The organism is Micrococcus sp. Alg238-R198, from assembly GCF_900537135.1.
GTDB lineage: Bacteria > Actinomycetota > Actinomycetes > Actinomycetales > Micrococcaceae > Micrococcus > Micrococcus luteus.
The window spans coordinates 303,324-319,059 of record NZ_UNRH01000001.1 but is presented as its reverse complement, the minus strand read 5'-3'; the positions used below and the strand labels follow the sequence as shown (position 1 = coordinate 319,059).

General features: G+C 73.5%; 12 protein-coding genes. 10 read left to right on the top strand and 2 right to left on the bottom strand.

Features of this window, described 5'->3' with window-relative positions; genetic code table 11:
* Positions 1-122: 122 nt before the first annotated feature.
* The 6 genes from G6R13_RS01430 (at position 123) to G6R13_RS01405 (ending at position 6,960) form a co-directional block, all read left to right on the top strand.
* A complete protein-coding gene (locus G6R13_RS01430) occupies positions 123-1,604 on the top strand; it encodes a GuaB1 family IMP dehydrogenase-related protein (RefSeq protein ID WP_049147194.1) in 1,482 nt (493 codons plus the stop codon).
* 184 nt (positions 1,605-1,788) lie between these two features.
* The gene (locus tag G6R13_RS01425) at positions 1,789-3,105 is read left to right on the top strand and encodes a hemolysin family protein (protein ID WP_060974335.1); all 1,317 of its coding nucleotides are present in this window, start codon (positions 1,789-1,791) and stop codon (positions 3,103-3,105) included.
* Positions 3,102-4,160 carry a hemolysin family protein gene (locus tag G6R13_RS01420; protein ID WP_041104317.1) on the top strand — a complete coding sequence of 353 codons (1,059 nt, stop codon included), beginning with the start codon at positions 3,102-3,104 and terminating at the stop codon, positions 4,158-4,160. The genes G6R13_RS01425 and G6R13_RS01420 overlap by 4 nt, the downstream gene beginning before the upstream one ends.
* A 75-nt stretch (positions 4,161-4,235) precedes the next feature.
* A complete protein-coding gene (locus tag G6R13_RS01415) occupies positions 4,236-5,243 on the top strand; it encodes a metal ABC transporter substrate-binding protein (RefSeq protein WP_041104319.1) in 1,008 nt (335 codons plus the stop codon).
* Between the two features lie 2 nt (positions 5,244-5,245).
* Positions 5,246-6,145 (top strand): metal ABC transporter permease, encoded by a 900-nt coding sequence (locus tag G6R13_RS01410; protein WP_163720914.1) that lies wholly within the window; start codon positions 5,246-5,248, stop codon positions 6,143-6,145.
* Positions 6,142-6,960, top strand: coding sequence for an ABC transporter ATP-binding protein (locus tag G6R13_RS01405; protein WP_163720911.1), 819 nt, complete (start codon positions 6,142-6,144; stop codon positions 6,958-6,960). The genes G6R13_RS01410 and G6R13_RS01405 overlap by 4 nt, the downstream gene beginning before the upstream one ends.
* An 18-nt stretch (positions 6,961-6,978) precedes the next feature.
* Here the strand turns inward: G6R13_RS01405 and G6R13_RS01400 are convergent, their stop codons facing one another.
* Positions 6,979-7,425 carry a Fur family transcriptional regulator gene (locus tag G6R13_RS01400; protein ID WP_049160055.1) on the bottom strand — a complete coding sequence of 149 codons (447 nt, stop codon included), beginning with the start codon at positions 7,423-7,425 and terminating at the stop codon, positions 6,979-6,981.
* Positions 7,426-7,535: 110 nt separating this feature from the next.
* Here G6R13_RS01400 and G6R13_RS01395 point away from each other — a divergent pair, with 110 nt between their 5' ends.
* Positions 7,536-8,663: a sulfurtransferase gene (locus G6R13_RS01395; RefSeq protein WP_163720910.1), complete on the top strand. Its 1,128-nt coding sequence runs from the start codon at positions 7,536-7,538 to the stop codon at positions 8,661-8,663.
* Positions 8,664-8,707: 44 nt separating this feature from the next.
* Complete coding sequence (locus tag G6R13_RS01390; protein WP_044659226.1) at positions 8,708-9,136, top strand: HIT family protein; 429 nt, start codon at positions 8,708-8,710, stop codon at positions 9,134-9,136.
* A 24-nt stretch (positions 9,137-9,160) separates the two neighbouring features.
* Here G6R13_RS01390 and hrpA read toward each other — a convergent pair whose 3' ends face one another.
* On the bottom strand, positions 9,161-13,264 hold the full coding sequence (gene hrpA, locus G6R13_RS01385; protein WP_163720908.1) for an ATP-dependent RNA helicase HrpA: 4,104 nt from the start codon (positions 13,262-13,264) through the stop codon (positions 9,161-9,163).
* A gap of 108 nt (positions 13,265-13,372) precedes the next feature.
* On the opposite strand from hrpA, the gene putP reads away from it, so the two are divergent.
* Together putP and thpR are read left to right on the top strand one after the other, a co-directional pair.
* Entirely contained in the window at positions 13,373-15,007 is a 1,635-nt protein-coding gene (gene putP / locus G6R13_RS01380) for a sodium/proline symporter PutP (RefSeq protein WP_036341398.1), read from the top strand.
* Entirely contained in the window at positions 15,004-15,597 is a 594-nt protein-coding gene (gene thpR, locus G6R13_RS01375; protein WP_163720906.1) for an RNA 2',3'-cyclic phosphodiesterase, read from the top strand. Before putP ends, thpR begins: the two co-directional genes overlap by 4 nt.
* The last annotated feature ends 139 nt before the right edge of the window (positions 15,598-15,736 follow it).

The window sequence follows — 15,736 nt, the reverse complement described above, 5'->3', positions numbered from 1 at the left end:
CGCCTCGAGACATCATAGTTCTTCGACGCCCCCGGTCGGAATGCCGCGGCCTCGGCTCGACTCCGCTCCCGGCGGACGCGCGGGGGGCTCTCGGCGTCCACCGCGTCTGGGAGACTGACACCATGCGCTTCCTCACCGACCCGGCCGTCGACCTGACGTACAACGACGTCTTCCTCGTGCCCTCGCACTCGGACGTCGCCAGTCGCATGGACGTGGACATCGCCCCGGATGACGGCACGGGCGCCACCATCCCCCTGGTCTCCGCCAACATGACCGCCGTCACCGGGCGCCGGATGGTCGAGACCATGGCCCGGCGCGGCGGTCTCGGGATCCTGCCGCAGGACATCCCGGCGGACGTCATCCGGGACGTCGTGCGTCGGGTGAAGGCGGCCCACCCCGTGGCGGACACCGCCCTGACCGTCGGCCCGCAGGACACGGTGCTGGACCTGCTCCACCTCGTGGACCGCCGCAACCACGGGGCCGTCTGCGTGGTGGACGCGCACGGCGGGCTGCTCGGCGTGGTCCGCCCCCAGGACTGCGAGGACGTGGACCGCTTCACCTCGGCCGCCTCCGTCATGCACCCTCCGGTGGTGACCCTCACGCTCGCCGAGCTCGGCGGCACGGACGGCGCCCCGGACAAGGACGCGCTGCGGGCGGCCTTCGAGCGCCTGCACGCCGCGCACCAGGAGATGGCCCCCGTCGTGGACCCGGCGGTGGGCACCGCCGCCCCCGTGCTGCGCGGGGTCGTCACCGCGGCGGGCCTGCTGCGCTCGTCCTTGTTCACGCCCGGTCTCGACGACGACGGACGGCTCCGCGTCGGCGCCGCCGTCGGCATCAACGGGGCGGTGGGGGAGAAGGCCGCCGTCCTGGTCGAGGCCGGCGTCGACGTGCTCGTCGTGGACACCGCGCACGGTCATCAGCGGACCATGCTGGACGCGCTCGCCGCCGTGCGGGCCCTCGACCCCGGCGTGCCCGTGGTGGCCGGCAACGTCGTCTCCGGCGACGGCGTCCGGGACCTGGTCGCGGCCGGCGCGGACATCGTCAAGGTGGGCGTGGGACCGGGCGCGATGTGCACCACGCGCATGCAGACCGCGGTGGGCCGGCCCCAGTTCTCGGCGGTCCTGGAGTGCGCCGCCGCGGCCCGCGAGCTCGGGGCACGCGTGTGGGCGGACGGCGGGGTGAAGCACCCGCGGGACGTGGCGCTCGCGCTGGCCGCCGGAGCCAGCTCGGTGATGATCGGCTCGTGGTTCGCGGGGACGCTCGAGTCTCCGGGCGACCTCGTGCACGGTCCGGACGGTCGGCGGTACAAGGAGAGCTTCGGCATGGCCTCGGCCCGCGCGGTCCAGCACCGCACCCGCCACGAGGACGCCTTCACCAAGGCCCGCAAGGCGATGTTCGAGGAGGGCATCTCCTCCTCGCGCATGTACGTGGACCCGCGCCGCCCCTCGGTGGAGGACCTGCTGGACACCATCACGTCCGGTGTGCGCTCGTCGCTGACCTACGCCGGCGCCCACGACCTGGCGGAGTTCCGTGAGCGCGCCGTCGTCGGCCTGCAGTCCGCGGCGGGCTACGAGGAGGGCCGGCCGGTCGCCTCGTCGTGGTGAGGCGGCCGCATGCCCCTGCTCGTTCCGCCGGGGCCTGACGCCCCTATACTGGGCGGACTATGGATCACCCTGACACCTGTGTGCCAGACCGCTCGTCCGCCCACGCGGACGCGGCCGGATCGGAGCCTTCCAGTCCCGGTGCCCCGCACCGCCGCCCGGCCCGCCGTCGAGGGGGTGAGGTCGGGTGGAGTGGCTCCTGCTGATCCTCGGCCTGGCCCTGATCGTGGGCACCGGGTTCTTCGTGGCCGTCGAGTTCGCCATGATCGCGATCGACGTGCCCACCGTGCAGCGCATGGTGGACGCGGGTGACCGCGGCGCCGAGCCCCTGCTGCGCTGTCTCAAGTCACTCTCGACCCAGCTCTCCGCGTGCCAGCTGGGCATCACTCTGACCACACTGCTCACCGGCTACGTGATGGACCCGGCGATCAGCCGGCTCATCGACCCGCTGCTGCTCCAGGTGGGGCTGCCGGCCGGCGTGGTGGGCACCGTCTCGCTCGTCGTCGCGATGGTCGTGGCGACCCTGCTCTCGATGCTCCTCGGCGAGCTGATCCCCAAGAACATGTCCATCGCCGAGCCCATGGCGATCGGCCGCGCACTCGCCCGGCCCCAGCTCGTGTTCAGCACCGTGTTCAAGCCGGCGATCCTGGTCCTGAACGGGTTCTCCAACGGCGTGCTGGCCCGCGTGGGCATCGAGGCCAAGGAGGAGATCTCCGGCGCCCGCAGCCCCGAGGAGCTCTCCTCGCTGGTCCGCCGCTCGGCCCAGCTGGGCACGCTCGACGCGCAGACCGCCACGTTCCTGGACCGGACGCTGCGCTTCGCGGACCGCACCGCCGCGGACGTGATGACCCCGCGCATCCGCGTGGAGACGGTGAGGGAGGACCAGGCTCTGCCCGAGGTCCTGGACCTGGCCCGCAGCACCGGCTACTCGCGGTTCCCCGTGATCGGCGACTCCTCGGACGACATCCGCGGCGTGGTGCACGTGAAGAAGGTCGTGGCCGTGCCGCGGGAGCGCCGCGCCGACCTCGAGGCCGGTGCACTGATGACGGAGGTCATCCGCGTGCCGGAGACCGTGCACCTGGACCAGCTGCTGGCCGAGCTGCGCGACGCGAACCTGCAGATGGCCGTCGTCGTGGACGAGTACGGGGGCACCGCAGGGGTGGTCACGCTCGAGGACGTGGTGGAGGAGATCGTCGGCGAGGTCGCGGACGAGCACGACCGCGTCACCCCGGGGGTCCTGCAGACGGCCTCCGGCCGCTGGTACTTCCCGGCGGAGCTGCGGCCCGACGAGGTGCGGACCCAGATCCCGGCCCTCGTGGTGCCGGAGGACGGTGCCTACGAGACCGTCGGCGGGTACATCCTGGCCCGACTGGGGCGCCTGGCGGAGGTCGGGGACGTGGTGGACGTGGACGGCGGTGTCCTGACGGTCGAGCGGATGGACGGCCGCCGCATCGAGCGCGTGCGCTTCGACCCGGCCGCTGAGGACGAGGAGACGCGCGCATGAACGGGGACGTCGTCGGACTGCTGTGGCTGGTGGTCCTGTTGGCCGCCAACGCCTTCTTCGTGGCGGGCGAGTTCGCCGTCATGGGCGCCCGCCGGGCGCAGATCGAGCCGCGGGCCGAGGCCGGCTCCCGCCAGGCCCAGGTGGCGCTCTACGCGATGGAGCACGTCTCCCAGATGCTGGCCGTCTGCCAGCTCGGCATCACGGTGTGCTCCCTGCTCATCCTCAACGTGTCCGAGCCGGCGCTGCACCACCTGCTCGTCGTCCCGATGGCCGCCCTCGGGGTCCCGTCCGCGGCGGCGGACGTGACCGCCTTCGTGCTCGCGCTGCTGGTGGTCACCTTCCTGCACGTGACCCTGGGCGAGATGGTGCCCAAGAACGCCGCCGTCTCGTTCGCGGACCGCGCCGTGATGCTGCTGGCCCAGCCGCTCGTGTGGCTCTCGAAGCTGCTGCATCCGGTCGTGGCCGCGCTGAACTGGACGGCCAACCTCGTGCTGCACGCCCTGCGCATCGAGCCGAAGGACGAGGTGGCCTCCTCCTACACGCTCGAGGAGGTGCAGTCGATCGTGGCCGAGTCCACCCGCTCGGGCACCCTGGAGGACGAGTCCGGCGTGCTGCACTCGGCCCTCGAGTTCTCGGACCACCGGGCCGGGGACGTGATGGTGCCGCTCGAGCGGGTCGTCACCGTCCCCGAGGGGATCACGCCGCACGACTTCGAGTGGACCGTGGGCCGCGTGGGCTTCTCCCGGTTCGTGGTCGAGGACCCCGACGGCGGCTACACCGGCTACCTGCACCTGAAGGACGTCCTCACCGTGGGCCCGTCGGGACACGACGAGCCGATCCCGCTCACGCGCGTGCGCTCGCTGGCCAACGTGCGGCTCGAGGACGAGGTCGAGGACGCACTCGCGCTCATGCAGCGCACGGGCTCCCACCTCGCCCGGGTCATCACGCCCGAGGGCGAGACCGCGGGCATCCTCTTCCTCGAGGACGTGCTCGAGGAGCTCGTCGGGGAGATCAACGACGTGACGCAGTCGCCACGTCGGTTCCGGCCCGCGTGAGCGTCGCGCGGGCGGCGCGGTGCTACTGTTGAGAACCGATTTCACACATCCTCCCGACACGAACGAGGTCGCCCCATGCTCCGCCGCCGTCGTCTGCCCGCCCTGACCGGGGCCCTCACCGCGCTCACCCTGAGCCTCGCCGCGTGCGGCGGGACCAGCGGCGACTCCGCGGGCGAGCAGGCCGCGGGCGCCTCTGCTGCCGCCGGGTCCGGCTCGGCCGCGGGCGCGCCCGTGGCCGTCGCCACGACGACGCAGCTCGGCTCCGTGCTCGACCGCGTGGTCGCGTGCGCCGACGCCCGCAGCGTCACGGTGATGGGCCCGGGGGATGATCCGCACGACTTCTCCGCCTCGTCCGCGCAGGTGAAGGACATGGTCTCCTCCGGCCTCGTGTTCTCCAACGGCCTCGGCCTCGAGGGCGGCATGGAGTCCGCCCTCGCCAACGCCGAGGCGGACGGCGCGACCGTCGTCGAGGTGGCGCCCCAGCTGGATCCGCTGCCCTTCGGCGGCCATGACCACGCCGAGGAGGGGGCGGGCCACGAGGGCCATGACCACGGGTCCGAGGACCCGCACGTCTGGATGGACGTCGCCCGCATGGCGAGGGCCGCCGAGCTGATGGGCGACACGCTCGCCCAGGAGCGGGGTGACGAGAGGTTCGCCGAGTGCGGCGCGACCGTGCGCGGGGAGCTCGAGCAGACGGACACGCAGGTCCGGGAGATCCTCGCCGGGGTCCCGGAGGACCGCCGCACGCTGGTCACGGACCACGACGCCTACGGCTACTTCAGCGAGGCCTACGACTTCACCGTGTCCGGCGTCGTCGTCCCGGGCGGCTCCACCGACGGCGAGCCCTCCTCCCAGGAGATCGCCGAGCTCGCCCGGTCCATCCGCGACGGCGGCGCAGACGCCGTGATCACGTCCGTGGGCGCGCGCAACAGCCTCGTGGACACCGTGGCCGAGGAGGCCGGCGACCTGCCGGTCATCGAGGTCTACGAGGGCGGCGTCGGCCCGAAGGACACCCCGGAGGCGGACTACGCCGAGGCCATGCTCCTCAACGCCCGCACCCTCGCCGACGCGCTGGAGGGCTGAGGATGGACTGGCTGCTCGAACCCTTCCAGATGGGCTTCCAGCAGCGTGCCCTCGTCGGCGGACTCATCGCGGTGGTGATGTGCTCGGTCGTGGGCACGTGGCTGGTGCTGCGCGGGATGAGCTTCTTCGGGGACGCGTTCGTGCACGGTGTCCTGCCGGGCATCGCCCTGGCGGTCGTCACCGGCGGCAGCCCCCACCTCGGTGCCGCGGTGGCCGCCGTCGTCATGATGGCGGGCATCTCGCTGGTGCACCGGGCCACCACCCTCAAGGAGGACACCGCCATCGGCCTGCTCTTCGTGGGGATGATGGCCCTGGGCGTGGTGATCATCTCCAAGTCGGACTCCTACACGGGTTCGCTCACGTCGATCCTGTTCGGCGATGTGCTGGGGGTCAGCGTGGACGGCATCGTGACCCAGGCGGTCATCGCCGTCGTGGTGATCGCCCTGGCCCTGCTGCTCTACCGGCCCCTGTTGGCGCTGAGCTTCTCCGAGGTCAAGGCGCGCTCGCTGGGCATGCGACCGGGGCTGACGCACACGTTGCTGCTGGTGATGATCGGCGCGGCCGTGATCGGTTCGTTCCAGGCGGTGGGCACCGTGCTCGTGTTCGGCCTCCTCGTGGGACCGCCCGCGACGGCGGCGCTGCTGACGCGCAGCGTCCCCCAGATGATGCTCGTCTCCGTCGGTATCGGCGCGGCGTGCGTCGTCACCGGGCTCACCCTCAGCTACCGGCTGGGCACGGCGGGTTCGGCCACCATGGCGCTCATGCCGATCCTGCTGTTCTTCGTCGTGCTCGCCGTCCGCGCCGCCGTGCTGGCGCTCCTGGGCCGGCACGTGCGCTCGCGCGCGCAGCGTGAGCAGGAGGTGCCGGTCGTGGCCCTGCCCGGAGCGGAGGTCGCCCGATGAACGCGTCCCTCCCCGCGGGCGCCGCGGCGGCCACGCCTCCCCTCGCGGTCGCCCGGGCGCTCGAACTGCGCCACGGCTCGCACGTGGCCGTCCGGCCCTCCGACTTCACCCTGCCGGCCCGGCGGCTGATCGCGGTGATCGGGCCCAACGGCTCCGGCAAGTCCACGCTGCTGACCGCCCTGGCGGGCCTGAGCGACCCGGCCTCCGGTGCGCTGGACGTGCTCGGCGAGAACCCGCGGCGGCGCTCGCAGCGCACCTCCTTCGTGATGCAGTCCATCGGCGCGCCCCAGGGCGTGCCGGTGACGGTGCGGGACGTCGTCGGGATGGGCCGGTACCCCACGCTCGGGTGGTTCCGCCGGTTCCGGAAGGAGGACCGGGACATCGTGCGGGCCGCCATGGAGCGCATGCAGGTCGCGGACCTGGCGCGGCGGCACCTCGACCAGCTCTCCGGCGGCCAGCGCCAGCGCGCCTACGTGGCCCAGGGCCTCGCCCAGGACCACGACGTGCTGCTGCTCGACGAGCCGATGACGGGCCTCGACATCGTCTCCGCCCGCACGATCGACGACCTCCTCCACGAGGAGCCGACGCGCGGGGTGTCCGTGGTCTACACGACCCACGATCTCGACGAGGCCGCGGAGGCGGACCACGTGGTCCTGATGGGCGGGCGTGTCGTGGCCTCCGGCCCGCCGCGGGAGGTGCTCACGGTCGAGAACCTGGACATCGCCTACGGCCGGGGCGCCCTGCACGGGCCCTCCAAGGCGGTCGAGGACGCGGCGGACTTCCTGGACGACCCCGCGGGCGGCATCCGCCACTGACCGGGGCCCGGCCCGGGGTCAGGCCGCGCGGGTGCGCCCCTCCGCCCGGCAGCGGGCGCACACACCGGTGATCTCCACCGTGTGGTCCGCGTCCGTGAAGCCGTGCTCCGCGGCGACGGCGGTGGCCCACGCCTCGACGTGGGGGGCGGTGACCTCGACGGTGGTCCAGCAGATCCGACACACCAGGTGGTGATGGTGGCCCTCGTCCTCGCACCGGCGGTACACGGTCTCGCCGTCGTCGCGGCGGAGCATGTCAACGAGCCCGTCGTCGAGCTGCTGCTGCAGGGTCCGGTACACGGTGGCCAGCGAGACGCGTTCGCCCTGGTCCTGGAGGCGGGCATGGAGCTCCTGCGCGCTCACGAAGTCCGGGATGCGGTCCAGGGCTCGGTCGACGGCGGCCTTCTGCCGGGTCGCCCGGGGACGGGCGACGCGGGGGCCGGGCTGGGGGGCGCTCACGGTGCTCACGACTCCTTCTGCGGCGGCTGCCGCCTCCTCCGCGCGGTCCGGAACAGGTCCGCGCGGCCATCCTCCAGGTTATCAGCGGCGCCGAAGGGGGCGTGGAGTAGGGTGTCCGGGTGCACAGCGAAAGCCCGGACCCATCCCCTGTCCTGGACCGCGACGGTGCCGCCCCCGATCGACCCGACCCGCTGATCGTCGTCGACGAGGGGCAGGGCCGCGTCGTCCCGGCGCCCACGGCGGCCCCGTCCTCGGCCCATGACGCCGGCGGCGACCCGGACGCGGACACCGACGGCGTCGACCCCGAGGCCGCCGAGCCGCCCACCCTGGTGACGGTGGACGTGCTGGCCGGCTGGCTCGGCCTGGCCCCCGTCGAGGACCTGCCGCCGGTGCCCGAGGGCCCGGCCTACGCCCAGCCGGGCCGATGTCGCCCGAACCGGGTGATCCTGCTCGACGTCCGGTTCCGGGCCACGGCGGGCGGGCCCGACCACGCCGCCTACCTCCAGGGCCACCTGCCGGGCGCCGTCTACGTCTCCCTGCCCAGCCAGCTCGCCGGCCACGCCGGTCCGGCGGCGGGGCGCCACCCCCTGCCGGACGCGCGCCAGTTCGCGGAGACCGTGCGGATGTGGGGGATCGACGAGGGCGACACCATCGTGGTCTACGACGACGACCACGGCCTGTCCGCCGCGCGCGCTTGGTGGCTGCTGCGCCACGCGGGGCTGCGGGACTCCATGCTCCTGGACGGCGGCCTCGAGGCGTGGCGCGCCGCGGGCCTGCCCCTGCAGCCCGGTGAGGTCATCCCGGTGCCCGGCACCGCCCGGCCGTCGTGGGGCCGCATGCCCGTCGTGGACACGGCCGGGGCCGAGGCGATGGCCTCCGGCGGTCTGCTCCTCGACGCGCGGGCGGCCGAGCGCTACCGCGGGGAGGTCGAGCCCTTCGACCCCGTGGCCGGTCACATCCCCGGGGCGCGGAACGTGCCCACGGCGGAGAGCATCGCCGAGGACGGCCGCCTGCGGCCCGCCGCGGAGCTGGCGGAGCGGTTCGACGCCGTCGGCGTGGACGACGCCACTCCCGTGGCCGTGTACTGCGGCTCGGGCATCACCGCGGCGCACGCCGTGCTCACCCTGGCCGTCGCGGGGCGACCCGGAGTGGCGCTCTACCCGGGTTCGTGGTCAGCATGGGTCCAGGACCCGTCCAACGCCGTCGCGGTCGGCCCCGAGCCCGACGGCGCGTCCGGCCGGGACTGACGAGCCCCGGGGCCCCGCCCCGCCGACCCCCAGGAGGACCCCCCATGGCCACCGTCTTCAGCAGGATCATCGCCGGCGAGCTGCCCGCCCGCTTCGTGTGGCAGGACCCGACGTGCGTCGCGTTCCTGTCCGCCGCGCCGCTCCAGCCGGGGCACACGCTCGTGGTGCCCCGTGAGGAGGTGGACGAATGGGTGGAGGTCGACCCGGCGCTGGTCACGCACCTGACGACGGTCGCCCAGCAGATCGGCAAGGCGCAGGTGGCGGCGTTCTCCGCCCGCCGGGCCGGGCTCATGATCGCCGGCTATGAGATCCCGCACCTGCACGTGCATGTGTGGCCCTCCACCTCGCTCGCCGACTTCGACCTGGCTCGCGTGGACAACGCCCCCGATCCGGCGGACCTGGACGACGCCGCCGCCCGCCTCCGCGCGGCCCTGCGGGACCTGGGCCACGGCGAGGTCGTCCCGCAGGACTGACGGCCCGCGCCGCCCGGGCCCGACTCAGGCGCGCGTGGCCCGGGCGAGCGCCTGACGCACCCGCTTCTCGGAGACCGAGACCGCCGTGCCCAGCTCCTGGGCGAAGAACGAGACGCGCAGCTCCTCGATGAGCCAGCGCACCCGCTCCAGCTCCGCGGGCACGGGCGTGCCCGCGAACCGGGCGCGGTGGGCCGCGACGGCGGCGTCGAACTCGTCCTCGAGCCCCTGCACCACCGCCATGTGCTGCCCGTCGCGCTGCAGGTGGCCGCCGGCGTCCAACCGGTCCAGGCGCGTCAGCATGCCCTGCAGGTAGCGCGGCAGGTGCTGCAGCCGCTCCCAGCCCGTGGTGGCCACGAAGCCGGGGAACACGAGCTGCTCGAGGTGTGCCTTCACGTCCGACAGCGCCGGCGCGAGGGCGAGCGAGACCGAGCCCTTGAGCCGGCGTCGCACCTGCGCGGCCCGGGAGAGCACCTGCTCCACCAGGGACGTGACGGCGAAGACCGTGTCGATCAGGTCGGCCCGCACCCGGTCGAACAGGGCGCGGAACGCGGCCTCGTCGAACGGCAGCTCGTCCCCGACGAGACGGTCCACGGCGGCCTGGGTGCAGTCCGCGACGAGGGAGTCCACCGAGCCGTGCGGGTTCTGGGTGAAGGTGAGCTTCTCCCTGTTGTCCAGGTGGTCCAGCACGTAGCGCTGGGGGCTGGGCAGGGTGGCCAGCAGCAGCCGGATCACCCCGGCCCGGTGCCAGGCCGCCTGGTCGTCCGCGGACCGGGCCACGGTCAGGCCGGCCGCGGGGCCGCCGTCGGGCGTGGTCTCGTGCACCAGGCTCGGGTAGCCCGTGATGGCGGGGCCGCGCGCCCCGGCCGCGGTGGAGACGGTCTTCGGCACCGTGCCGATGCTCCACGAGGTCAACCCGTGCCGCTCCTCGAAGGCCGGCGTCGCGTCGGACCGCCCCGGGCCCTCCGGGCGACGGCGTCCCTCGGCCCCGGCCCGCGCGTCGGTCTGGGCCCGGCCGCCGCGGCCCGTGCCGCGCGGCCCCGGCCGGGCCGAGGCGGGGTCGTCGGTGCCGGCGAGCCGGGCGGCGATCGCGGAGCGGTTGGCCTGCGCGAGCCGGGCCTGCAGCGCGGGCAGGTCCTGGCCGGCGCCCATCACGGCGCCGCGGGCGTCCACGACGCGGTAGTCCATCCGCAGGTGCAGGGGCACCGCGTCCAGGGCCCACAGTCCGGGCTCCACCACCACGCCGCGCACCCGGCGCACGGCCGCGGACAGCGCGTCCGGCAGCTCGTCCCGCAGCGGGTCGGCGTGGGCCTCGAGGTCCGCGACGAGCTGCTGGGCCACGTCCGGGGCGGGCACGAGGTTCTTGCGCACGGCCTTGGGCAACGCCTTGATGAGGGCGGTGACGAGCTCGACCCGCAGGCCGGGGACCAGCCACGCGAAGGGGCCGGGGGAGACCTGGTTGAGCAGCAGGATCGGCACGGCCACGGTCACGCCGTCGGTGCCGGCCGCGCCGGTCGGGTCGAACGTGTACTCGAGGTCGAGCTCCACGTCGCCGCCGGGCATCGGATACGTGAACGTGGTGGGGAACGCGTCGGTGTCCAGGTCCTCGGCGTCGGCGGTGAGCAGGGCGGCGACGTCGAGGTCCAGCAGGTCCGGCTGATCCTGGCGCGCCTTCTTCCACCACGCGTCGAAGTGCCGCTCGGAGACGACGTTTCCCGGGATCCGCGCGTCGTAGAAGGCGAACAGGTCCTCGTCCCCGATCCGCAGGTCGCGGCGGCGCAGGCGCGTCTCGAGGGCGTCGACCTCCTCGAGCGCAGCCCGGTTGCGGGCGAAGAACCGGTGACGCGTGCGCCAGTCGCCCTCCACGAGGGCGTGCCGGATGAACAGCTCGCGGGAGAGCTCCGGGTCGATCCGGCCGTACCGGACCGAGCGGTCCGGGATCAGGGTGACGCCGAACAGCGTCACCTTCTCGCGCGCGACGACGGAACCCGCCCGCCGCGACCAGTGCGGCTCGTTGTAGGTCCGCTTGACGAGGTGGCCGGCGACCTCCTCGGCCCACTCCGGCTCGATCCGGGCCACCGTGCGCGCCCACAGCCGGGAGGTCTCCACGAGCTCGGCGGCCATGACGAACGGGTGGCGCTTCTTGAACAGGGCGGAGCCGGGGAACACGGCGAAGCGGGTGCCGCGGGCGCCCACGTACTCGCGACGGCGCTCGTCGTAGGCGCCGATCTGCGAGAGCAGGCCGGTGAGCAGGGACTTGTGCACGGCCTCGTGCCGGCCGACCGGGTCCACGGGTCCGGCCTCGACGGTGAGGCCCACGTCCTTGGCGAGCTGGCGCAGCTGGCGCACCAGGTCCTGCCACTCCTGCACGCGCAGCCAGTTGATGTGCTCACGGCGGCACAGCTTGCGGAACTGGGAGCCGGAGAGCTCCTTCTGCCGCTCGTGCAGGTAGGCCCAGAGGTTCAGGATCGCGGAGAAGTCCGAGTTCTCGTCCGCGAACCGGCGGTGCAGCTCGTCCGCGGCCTCGCGCTGCTCCGTGGGGCGCTCGCGGGGGTCCTGGATGGTCAGGGCCGCGGCGATCACCATGACCTCCCGGACGCAGCCGCGTTCACCGGCCTCGAGGATCATGCGGCCCAGCCGCGGGTCAACGGGCAGACGGGCCAGGCGGCGTCCGACCCGGGTGATGGTGCCGGCGCGGGCGCCGCCGGCCTCGAGCGCGCCGAGCTCGGTGAGCGTGGTGGCGCCGTCGGTGACCTGTCGGCCGTCCGGGGGCTGGACGAAGGGGAACTCCTTGACGTCGCCCGGGGTGCGGGCCACACCGAGGGACAGCATCTGCAGGATCACCGAGGCCAGGGAGGTGCGCAGGATCTCCGGGTCCGTGAACTCGGGGCGGGAGAGGTAGTCCTCCTCCGAGTACAGGCGGATCGCGATGCCGTCCGAGGTGCGGCCGGACCGGCCCGCGCGCTGGTTCGCGCTGGCCTGGGAGACACGCTCGATCGGCAGGCGCTGCACCTTGGTGCGGTGCGAGTACCGCGAGATGCGCGCGGTGCCCGTGTCGATCACGTACTTGATGCCCGGCACGGTCAGGGAGGTCTCGGCGACGTTCGTGGCCAGCACGATCCGCCGGCGCACCCCGGCCCCGGCGCGGCCGAACACGCGGTGCTGCTCCGCCATGGACAGGCGGCCGAACAGCGGCAGGATCTCCGTGCCGGCCAGGCGCGTGGTGCCGGCGACGACGCCGGTCAGGTGGTCCGCGGCCTCGCGGATCTCCCGCTCGCCCGGCAGGAACACGAGGATGTCGCCCGGCGGCTCGGCGGCCAGCTCGAGGACGGCGTCGCCGATCGCGTCGAGGGGGTCGCGGGTCTCGGCGGCGTCGTCCGCATCGTCCTCGGGGTCGTCGGGGGAGGGCTCGTCGGTCAGCGGCCGGTAGCGGATCTCGACGGGGTAGGTGCGCCCCGAGACCTCGATGATCGGCGCCGGGACCACGCGGCCGCCGTCGTCGGCCTCCACCGCGTCCGCATGGTCCTCGCCCTCGGCCAGCGGCCGGCCGAAGTGCCGGGCGAAGCGCTCCGGGTCGATGGTGGCCGAGGTGATGATCACCTTCAGGTCCGGGCGCTGGGGCAGCAGGTTGCGCAGGTAGCCCAGGAGGAAGTCGATGTTGAGGCTGCGCTCGTGGGCCTCGTCCACGATGATCACGGAGTAGCGGCGCAGCTGCGGATCGTGGGGGATCTCGGCCAGCAGGATGCCGTCCGTCATGACCTTGACCCGGGTGGCCTTCGAGGTCTGCGCCGTGAAGCGGACCTGGTAGCCGACCGTCTGCCCGATCTCCTCGCCCAGCTCCTGCGCGATGCGCTCGGCCACCGAGCGGGCGGCGATGCGCCGGGGCTGGGTGTGGCCGATCGAGCCGGCCTCCCCGAGCCCGAGGGCCAGGCACATCTTCGGCAGCTGCGTGGTCTTGCCCGAACCGGTCTCACCCGCGACGATCACCACCTGGTGGTCGCGGATCGCGGCCATGATCTCCTCACGGCGCTCCGCCACCGGCAGGTGTTCGGGGAACGTGATCGCGACGGCGTCGTGGGGCGTCGCCGACGGCTGCGCGGCGGGCGTGGAGGGCGGGGGAGTCTGCGTCATGACGGCCTCCATCCTAGGCGCGCGGGGGCCCGGGCCGACCCGGACGGGGCGAATCTGGGACGGACCTGGGACTGGGGCTGAGAGTCCGGATGTGATTCTCTGGAGCCCATGGACACGAACACCGTCTTCCTGTTGGCGGCGATCGGCCTCTATTTCCTCGCGATGATCGCGATCGGCCTGTACGCCTCCCGCAAGAACACCGACCTCGACGACTACATGCTCGCAGGACGCGACATGAAGCCGTCCGTCGCGGCGCTCTCCGCGGGTGCGTCCGACATGTCCGGCTGGCTCCTGATGGGCCTGCCCGGCGCGATCTACGCCGCGGGCCTGGTCGAGGGCTGGATGGCGGTCGGCCTGACCGTGGGCGCGTGGGTGAACTGGCGCGTGGTCGCCCCCCGCCTGCGCTCCTACACCGAGGTGGCCGGGAACTCGATCACGATCCCGTCCTTCCTCGAGAACCGATTCAAGGACCGCACGCACATCCTGCGGATCGTGGCCGGCCTGATCATCCTCGTGTTCTTCACCTTCTACGTGTCCTCGGGCATGGTGGCCGGCGGCAAGTTCGTCGAGTCCACCTTCGGCCCCGACTCCTTCTACGCCCAGGGCATCAGCATCAACTACCTCACCGGCATGCTCGTGGTCGCGGGCATCACGGTGCTCTACACCCTGTTCGGCGGCTTCCTCGGCGCCTCGCTGACGGACGTGGCCCAGGGCATCCTCATGTTCCTCTCCCTGCTGGCCGTCCCCATCGTCGTGATCCTGACCATGGGCGGCTGGGACGCCGTCGTCGAGGGCATCCGCGCCGCCGACGCCGCCGGCGGCGGAGTGAACCACTTCTCGATGTTCGAGAACGCAACGCTGATCGGCGTCCTGTCCTCCCTTGCCTGGGGCCTGGGCTACTTCGGCCAGCCGCACATCATCGTCCGCTTCATGGCCCTGCGCACCCCGCACGACGCGGCCGTCGCCCGGCGCGTCGGCATTGGCTGGATGGCGCTGTCCGTGTTCGGCGCCGTGATGGTCGCCCTCGTCGGCATCGCCTACTTCCAGGCCAACCCCGGCACCACGCTCGAGGACCCGGAGACCGTGTTCCTGGTGCTGGCCTCGATCATGTTCCACCCGTTCGTGGCCGGCCTGGTGCTGGCCGCCGTCCTCGCCGCGATCATGTCCACGCTCTCCTCACAGCTGATCGTGTGCTCCTCCGCCCTGGTGGAGGACCTCTACATGCTGCGCGGGCGCACCGGTTCCCCGACGTTCACCCTGTGGCTCGGCCGCATCGGCGTGCTGGTGGTGGCGCTCGTGGCGGGTCTGCTCGCCCTCAACCCGGACTCCTCCGTGCTCGAGCTCGTCTCCTTCGCGTGGGCCGGCTTCGGCGCCGCCTTCGGCCCCGTGATCCTGCTCGCCCTGTACTGGCCGCGGTTCACCTCGTGGGGGGCGATGGCCGCCATGGTCACCGGCGCCGCCGTCGCCTGGGTGTGGTCCGAGGCCAGTGCCGAGACGTGGGAGTGGTTCGGCCTGTACGAGCTGCTGCCGGGCTTCGTCGCCGCCTTCGTGGTGGGTGTGGTGGTGTCCCTCGTGACCCAGCGCTCGCGCCGGGTGCAGCGGCGGATCGACGCCGAGTTCACCGGCGCGATCGACATCGTGGCCGGCCGCGAGCCGCACCCGGACGTGGCCCCGGCCGCCATGACGCGCGACGCCGCCGGGGGCTCGACCGCAGCCGCCACGGATCCGCGCGCGCAGGCGTGAGGCTCTTCCTCGCGATCCGTCCGCCGAGGGCCGTGCTCGACCACCTCGAGCCGGCCCTCGACGGCGTCCGGGACCGGGCCGGACGCGCGCTGCGCTGGACCGAGCCGGAGCAGCGGCACCTGACGCTGGCGTTCCACCCGGAGGTGCCCGCCGGCGCCGTGGACGACGTCGTCGCCGACGCCGGCCGCATCGCGGCGGGACATGGCCCGCTGGACCTGCACCTGGCCGGAGCGGGGGAGTTCTCCCACCGCACGCTCTGGGTGGGGGTGGGCGGGCAGGTCCGGGAACTCGGCGCGCTTCTGGCGGAGCCCTGGCTAGCCGACGACGACGGCCAGGACCGCCGGCGTGCCCATCTCACCGTGGCGCGGGTCTCGGGGGCCGCGCCCCGACCTCGGGGTCGGAGGCGGGGCGAGCCCCGTCCGCCGGCACCGGCCACCGTCCTGCTGGCCGAGGCCGTGCACGCGCTCACGGTGTACCGCGGGCCGCAGTGGACCGCCGACGAGGTCGAGGTCGTGGCGTCCCGGCTCGGCGAGGGCCGCTCCGGCGGGCCGCTGCACGAGGTGCTGGCGACCGTCCCGCTGCGCGGCTGAGGGGCCGACGAGCAGGCCCGAACGAACAGAGTGGTCACGACATGCCGCCACCGGACTCCGGTGACGGCATGTCGTGACCACTCTGCGTGCCTCAGGCGGCCGACGGGGCGGCCGGAGCGGGAGACCCGTCCGGCCGACC